The 6820-nt window shown below is 71.1% G+C and carries 4 protein-coding genes; 2 read left to right on the top strand and 2 right to left on the bottom strand.

What is annotated here, in order from left to right:
- Positions 1–61: 61 nt before the first annotated feature.
- Positions 62–1132, bottom strand: a complete 1071-nt coding sequence (locus tag NBX02_RS03250) for a hypothetical protein (RefSeq protein WP_250287316.1) — start codon at positions 1130–1132, stop codon at positions 62–64.
- An 834-nt stretch (positions 1133–1966) separates the two neighbouring features.
- Between NBX02_RS03250 and NBX02_RS03245 the strand changes: the two genes are divergently transcribed.
- On the top strand, positions 1967–2257 hold the full coding sequence (locus NBX02_RS03245) for a hypothetical protein (RefSeq protein ID WP_250287318.1): 291 nt from the start codon (positions 1967–1969) through the stop codon (positions 2255–2257).
- 355 nt (positions 2258–2612) lie between these two features.
- Positions 2613–3206, top strand: coding sequence for a DUF5134 domain-containing protein (locus tag NBX02_RS03240; protein ID WP_250289932.1), 594 nt, complete (start codon positions 2613–2615; stop codon positions 3204–3206).
- Between the two features lie 144 nt (positions 3207–3350).
- Here the strand turns inward: NBX02_RS03240 and gcvP are convergent, their stop codons facing one another.
- On the bottom strand, positions 3351–6647 hold the full coding sequence (gcvP, locus tag NBX02_RS03235) for an aminomethyl-transferring glycine dehydrogenase (RefSeq protein ID WP_250289930.1): 3297 nt from the start codon (positions 6645–6647) through the stop codon (positions 3351–3353).
- Positions 6648–6820 lie beyond the last annotated feature (173 nt).

Here is a 6820-nt window from a genome sequence, read left to right as displayed (position 1 = left end):
GGGCACGGCCACGGACGACGGGCCGGCCCCGGCGGCGCGCGCCCGGGGCCGGCCAGCCCACTTACGCGGACGCCCGCATCCGGCGTTCGAGCGCCTTCAGCGCCGCGTGGCGCGCTGCCTTGATCTCGGGAATCCGCGCCTGGTAGGCCCGCGAATTCGCCAGCGGCTGGTAGAAACCAAGCCGCGGGACGAACGCCGTGTCGTCGTAACCGGGCGGACGGTGCAGCGCGTACGTACGCCCGGGGTGCAACAGGTCATAATTGTCGGCGATCTCCCAGATCGCCACCTGCGCATCGATCCGACGGCGGGAGAAATATGCCTCCAGCACGTCGACCGTGAAGCTTATCTCATGGAACTGCTTGACGAGGTCGCGATAGTCCTGACCGACCTGGTACTTGACCGGAAGTTCGACCTGAACACATTTCAGGCTGCCCAGGAAATCCAGGGCGAGCACCTTCAGGGAGGTCTCCACGCCGTACCCGCGGGAAAAGGCCAGCGAGCCGAAGAGGTCCGCGTCGATCACGAACTCGCCGATGAGCGGCTGCTGGATGGCCGTGACGGCGGGGACGTAGTGGGCCAGTTGCTTGGAGAGCAGGGAGCGCAGCATCTCGGTGGTACGCCCGCCGGGCCGGCCGTCGCCGGTCACCCGCTGGGAACTGCCGTTGACGAACAACGACGCGCTGCCGGTGGTCGCGACCGCCGCCAGCAGGCCCACGGTAAGCGGGTCGTAGTGCTCCAGGTCGGCGTCATGAAATATGAACCGGTCGCCGAATGCCAGGTAGGCGAGGCTGCGCATCGCGCCGGCCTTGCCCCCGTAGGAGGGCGGCTCGTGTTTCATGTGATGTCCGATGACCGACCGCCCCCGAACGACCCAGCTCGCCCCGGCTTCCGTCGCTATACGTACCAGGTCATGCTCGTCGCCGTCGGACGACGGGTCGACAACGACACCGATCTCGTCCAGCACCGGGCGTTCCAGCATCCAGTGCTGGCGATTAAGGGCGACGATGTTACCCAGTGTCCGGGCCGCTTCCGGGCCGCGCGCGGGAATGAGCAGGCTCAGGGTGATGCCGTTGGCGAGTTTACCGGCCTCGATGGCGTCGAGGTCGAGGGTGATGGGGTCGAGCGTACGCACGGACGCCCCTCTCTCGTGAGCTTTCCATGAGAACTACCCCCCTTTACCAGAATGGGCCGGAGACGACGCGAAACGGTATTCGGCGCGTCGTCGCAGGCCCCTGAAAAAACCGGACCACCCCCACTGCCGCCGAGGCCGCCTCCCCCTCGCCACCCGTCCGGCCGGGCGGCAGGTCGTGACCTGGCGTTGGCTAGGACCTCTTCCGCGCCCCCTTGCCTCCGGGCCGCGGATCCCGGCCGGGTGACACCTCCCCGGCCCACCTGTTCCGCCGCAGCCCTCACCGTGAGATGTAACAACGAGTTACAGTAGTACCCCAACGTACGCTTACCAAACTCGGTCGGTACAAGTTATGACTATGGATACCATATGTATCTATAGCGCCACCTAATGTACTGAAGCGTCACGAAAACGACCTGACGCCTGCCTCCCACGACCGCGGGAGCCCAGCGGATTCTCGACCGCCAGTGACAGGTCCGCGACCAGTCCCCGGCGGCGGGGCCGCATCCGGTCACCACCAGGGCCGACTTCGGGGTGGCCCATCCCTGGATCCCGAGCCCACGAAACGGCCCAGCATGACGATCCATCATGGCCTCGCCCCCTGCCCGCGGTGCACAGACCGCGATGGGACGGATGGCTTCCACGCCCGCCGCATCATCGTCCGTTACATCACTGCCCGTCGCACCGATTCTTGGGCGGACCCCGGCCCGGGGCAGGGTTTTCGTTGTGATTTCACGGAAACGGGGACAGGGTGGCGTGAGGCTCTTTACGCTGTGAGTGATGTTGCGAGCAGGTTGGCCATGCCGACGCGTCGGCCAGGCGGGTGAGGTGGGGACAGTGCGTGACGAAACTCCAGCGGACGCGGTGCCGGATGCCGGTGGGGCGGCCCGGCAGCACCTGGTGACCTTCTGCGGGAAATGCAGCTGCGGCTGTCCGCAGCTGTTCGTCGACCATGACGCCCCGGCCGAGCGCCGGATCGTCCTCGTGGACGACTTCGGCCAGCAGGTGCAGATGAGTGTCGACCAGTTCTACGAGATAATCGATCAGGCGAAGTCCGGGGCACTGGAAAGCGTCCTCGACTCGGCGCTGGCCGTCACCTCCGGCATCCAGGATTCGGCCGGGCAGTAGCCGCCGGTCAGCCGCCGGTACCGAAGAACACCGACCGAGACAAAAGCAAAGGTATACGGTCACCCGGCTCCGGCCGGCCCGGCACCGGGCCTGGCCGGTGCGTATCCGGCTGTCCTCGGAACGAGGTTTCCGGGAACTTTCCGGGATTTTCCGCGTGAACGTGGGCCTTGGCATGACCAGGCGGTGCCGTATGCACCATGTACATCATGTACCGGGGGTCGCGGGGCCGAGCGGCACGGCTGGCGGCCCGCTTCGGCTTGCCGCGGCGCTGGTGTTCGCCGTTCTCACGGGATTTCACGCCTGGCACGCCTGGCGGTCGGCGCGGATGGCACGAGCCGGCGGAGAACGGAGCACCGTGCTGACCGAAACCGGCCATCTTCTCGTGGCGGCCGGTATGGCGTACATGTTCAGCCCACCGGCCTGGCAGGCCGGCACCGGCCGGCTTCTCACCGGGGCCACGCCGGCCTGGGGCTATCTGCTCCTTTCGTCGGTGTTCCTGGCCGCCAACGCGGTTCAGGGAAATGATCCGGGACGCTTTCGACAACCGGCGGCCGGCCGGCACGGCACTGACGATCGCGGCACCGGCCATCACGACGCCGGCGCGGCCGGGGCCTGCTGCTGCGCGCTGCTCGCGGTCGAGGGCCTGGCGATGGCCTACATGAACGCGCTGCGATGGTGGTCGGCGGATGACCTGACCATCGGTTTCCTCCTGCTTTTCGCGGCGCTGACCGTCCTCACCGCGGCCGCCCTGGTACTGCGCCTGGCGGCACGTCCATGCCCGGCGGGAACCCGGTCGTGCTCGGTGGACGGGCGGGCCGGCCGGCTGGTCATCCAGCTGACCAGCCCGCTCGTGGGCAGGGCGCGGGGCGCGTCCGCCCGCGTCCACGGATGCCGTCTGATCATGAGTGTCGGCATGGTCGCCATGTTCGCGGCGCTCCCGACCGCGTGACGCGGCACCACGCTCCCGACCGCGTGACGCGGCACCACTGCCCTGACCGCGTGACGCGGCACGCGGTCAGGCGCGGACGCGGCGCGGTGTCCGGCGTGCCGGCGCACCGCGCCGATCCGTCTGGGGGACGGGTCCCGCCGCCGGTCAGCCTCGGGTGTCGGCCGGTACCGCCGCGATGCCGGGGGCGGCCGGCGCGCCGCCGGCGAACGCGACGTCCTCGTCCTGGCCGGTATAGGTCGTCACGGGCGGGCAGGTGCAGACCGGGTTGCGGTCGCCGTAGGCGCCGTCGATCCGGCGTACCGGCGGCCAGTACTTCGACTCCCGCAGGGAGGCGACCGGGTAGGCCGCCACCGTCCGGGAGTACGGGTGCGCCCACTCGTCCGCCACCAGCATGGACGCCGTGTGCGGGGCGTTGCGCAGCGGGTTGTCGCTCACCGGCCAGGTGCCCGCGCCGACCAGGTCGGCCTCCCGGCGGATCGCGATCATCGCCCGGCAGAAGCGTTCGATCTCGGTCAGGTCCTCGCTCTCGGTCGGCTCGATCATCAGCGTCCCGGGTACCGGGAACGACATCGTCGGCGCGTGGAAACCGTAGTCGATCAGCCGTTTGGCCACGTCGTCCACGGTGACCCCGGTGCTTTTCGTCAGCGGGCGCAGGTCGAGGATGCACTCGTGTGCGACCAGGCCGTCACGTCCGGTGTAGAGCACCGGGTAGTGGGACGACAGCCGCCAGGCGATGTAGTTGGCGCCCAGGACCGCCACCGAGGTGGCCCGGCGCAGCCCGGCGGCACCCATCAGCCGGATGTACGCCCAGGGGATCATCAGGATGCCCGCCGACCCCCACGGCGCCCCGGCGATCGGCCCGACACCGGTGGCCGGCCCCGCCTCGGGCCGCAGCGGATGGTTGGGCAGGTAGGGCGCGAGCCGTTCGACCACCGCGACCGGGCCGACACCCGGGCCGCCGCCGCCGTGCGGGATGCAGAACGTCTTGTGCAGGTTCAGGTGGCTCACGTCCGCCCCGAACGTCCCCGGCCGGGCCAGCCCCACCAGGGCGTTGAGGTTCGCGCCGTCGACGTAGACCAGCCCGCCGCAGGAGTGCACCAGGTCGCAGGCCCGCCCGATGCCCTCCTCGTAGACACCGTGCGTCGACGGATAGGTCACCATCAGCGCGGCCAGCCGGTCGGAGTAGGCGGACGCCTTCGCGGCCAGATCCTCCAGGTCCACGTTGCCGTCGCTGTCGCAGGCGACCACCACGACCCGCATCCCGGCCATGACCGCGCTCGCCGCGTTCGTCCCGTGCGCGGACGACGGGATCAGGCAGACGTCCCGGGCCGGCCGGCCCGCCACGGCGTGGTCGCGGTGGTAGGCGCGGATGGCCAGCAGCCCGGCGAGCTCCCCCTGGCTGCCCGCGTTCGGCTGCAGGGACACGGCCGCGTAGCCGGTGATCGCCACCAGCCACTTCTCCAGGTCGCGGATGAGCTCCAGGTAGCCGGCGGCCTGGTCCAGCGGCGCGAACGGGTGGATGTCGGCGAAGTCCGGCCAGGTCACCGCGGCCATCTCGGTCGTGGCGTTCAGCTTCATCGTGCAGGAGCCGAGCGGGATCATGCCGCGGTCGAGCGCCAGGTCCTTGTCGGCGAGGTGGCGCAGGTAACGCAGCATCGCCGTCTCGGACCGGTACCGGTGGAACACCGGATGCTCCAGGTAGGGGCTCGCCCGCACCAGCTCCGCCGGGATCGCCCGGCCAGCACCGTCGGCGGCACCCTGAGCGCTGGCGGTAGCGGCTCCGACGGCTGTGGCGTTCCGCACCGGCAGCGCGACCACCGACGGGGACGGCAGCGGCGGCACCCCGAACGCCGCCCACACCGCGTGCAGGTCGGCGTCCAGCGTCGTCTCGTTGCAGGAGATGCCGACGTGGTCGGCGTCGACCAGACGCAGGTTCAGCCCGCCGGCGAGCGCCGCGGCGACCACCTCGGCCGCCCGGGACGGCACCTGCGCGAGCACCGTGTCGAAGAAGTGCTCGTGGACGACCCGCACCCCACCGGCCCGCAGCCCCTCGGCGAGGCGCACCGCGTGGCCGTGCACCCGCCCGGCGATCCCGGCCAGCCCCCGCGGGCCGTGGTAGACGGCGTACATCGAGGTCAGCACGGCCGGCAGCACCTGGGCCGTGCAGATGTTACTGGTGGCCTTCTCCCGGCGGATGTGCTGCTCCCGGGTCTGCAGGGCCAGCCGGTAGGCGGGTTCGCCGTCGGCGTCCACCGACACCCCGACCAGCCGGCCCGGCAGCGACCGCTCCAGGCCGGCGCGTACCGCGATGAAACCCGCGTGCGGGCCGCCGAAGCCCAGGCCCAGCCCGAACCGCTGCGCGCTGCCGACCGCGATGTCCGCCCCGAACTCACCCGGCGCGGCCAGCAGCGTCAGCGCCAGCGGGTCGACCGCCACCGCCACGATGATCCCGCGGCCGCGGGCCTGTTCGATCACCGGGCGCGGGTCCCGCAGCGCGCCGTCGGCGGCCGGGTACGCCAGCAGGACGCCGAACGCCGACTCGGCCAGGTGTTCCGGTATACCGGCCGAGAGGTCCATGACGACCACCTCGATCCCCAGCGCCCGGGCCCGGGTACGCAGCACCGCGATCGTCTGCGGCAGCGTCCCCACGTCCACGACGAACCGTGTCTCGGGCTTCTTTGCGGCCCGGCGGGCAAGCTGCATGGCCTCGGCCGCGGCGGTCGACTCGTCCAGCAGCGAGGCCCCGGCCGTCGCGAGGCCGGTCAGATCGGCGATCATGGTCTGGAAGTTGAGCAGCGCCTCCAGGCGCCCCTGGGAGATCTCCGGCTGGTACGGGGTGTACGCCGTGTACCAGGCCGGGTTCTCCAGGACGTTGCGCTGGATCACCCCGGGCAGCACCGCGGGATGGTAACCGAGGCCGATCATCGAAGGCACCGGGCGGTTCCGGCTGCCCAGCCGGCGCAGTTCGGCGAGCACCTCCGGCTCGCTCGCCGCCGGTGGCAGGTCGAGGGTGCTGTCCCGGATCACCTCCGGCACCGCGGCCGCGACCAACGCGTCCAGGCTGGCGTGGCCGAGCCCGTCGAGCATCTTCCGGCGCTCGTCCGCGTCCGGCCCGATGTGCCGGTCGGCGAAGGTGAGCGTCTCGGTGAGCGGCGGGCCGGCCCGGCGCGCCGCCGCGGCCGGTGTGGGCTCGGCCCGCCAGGGCTGTGTCCGGGTGGGCCGCGGTGCCCGCTCGGGCTGCGACGTCCGGATGGGCTGTGACGTCCGGTCGGGCTGTGACGTCCGGTCGGGCTGCGATGCCGGCACGGTCACCCGCCGGCGGGCGTCGGGCCTCCCCAGGGCATCGGACCGCCCGCCAGCGCCGTTCCCGCTGCCGTCACGGTCCGCGCTGCCGTTGCGGCTGGCGCCACCGCCGCTGCCGACGCCACCGCTGCCGTTCACGCCACCGCTGCCGTTCGCACGGCTGGTACCAGCAGAAGCATCTGTGTCACCCGATGAGGAGCCTGATGAGGATATTGCGCCAGCAGAAGAGGAGGCGGGTATGTGCACGGTCGATGCGCTCCAGAGATCGGGCGACCCGGCAGCGCGCCGGCCGCGACTGACCTCCCCCTCTG

This window comes from Protofrankia sp. CiP1_Cm_nod1 (assembly GCF_920888515.1).
Classification (GTDB): Bacteria; Actinomycetota; Actinomycetes; order Frankiales; family Frankiaceae; genus Protofrankia.
This window is presented reverse-complemented; position numbering and strand designations above follow the sequence as displayed.